The organism is Streptomyces sp. P17 (genome assembly GCF_032436805.1).
GTDB lineage: Bacteria > Actinomycetota > Actinomycetes > Streptomycetales > Streptomycetaceae > Streptomyces.
In genome coordinates, this window is record NZ_JAVRBF010000814.1 from 1 (window position 1) to 272 (window position 272).

General features: G+C 43.8%; 1 protein-coding gene. It reads right to left on the bottom strand.

Going from position 1 to position 272, the window contains the following annotated elements; all coding sequences use genetic code 11:
• Positions 1–272 (bottom strand): pectinesterase family protein (locus RMT89_RS43060; protein WP_315889206.1); only part of this gene is annotated, 272 nt, incomplete at both ends.

The window sequence follows — 272 nt, forward strand, 5'->3', positions numbered from 1 at the left end:
GTCGTCGTGGGATGCCAAGGCCGACCAAGGGCATAACTTTTTTCGGGAACATCCGTTTCTTTTTTCAAACGGCAGTCTTTGAAAACCAATCCGAAAGGTTGATCTATATTGGTTGCAGGAGCCGTGATGTAGCCATAAGAATTACCATGCTCAACATCTTGACGATTACGAGCAATGATATCGCTGTTAATGAATAACCCTGTACCATGACCAAATATAAAATCAATCGTGCCACTGATCTGAGATTGTTCAAAAACCGTGCGACCACCTCG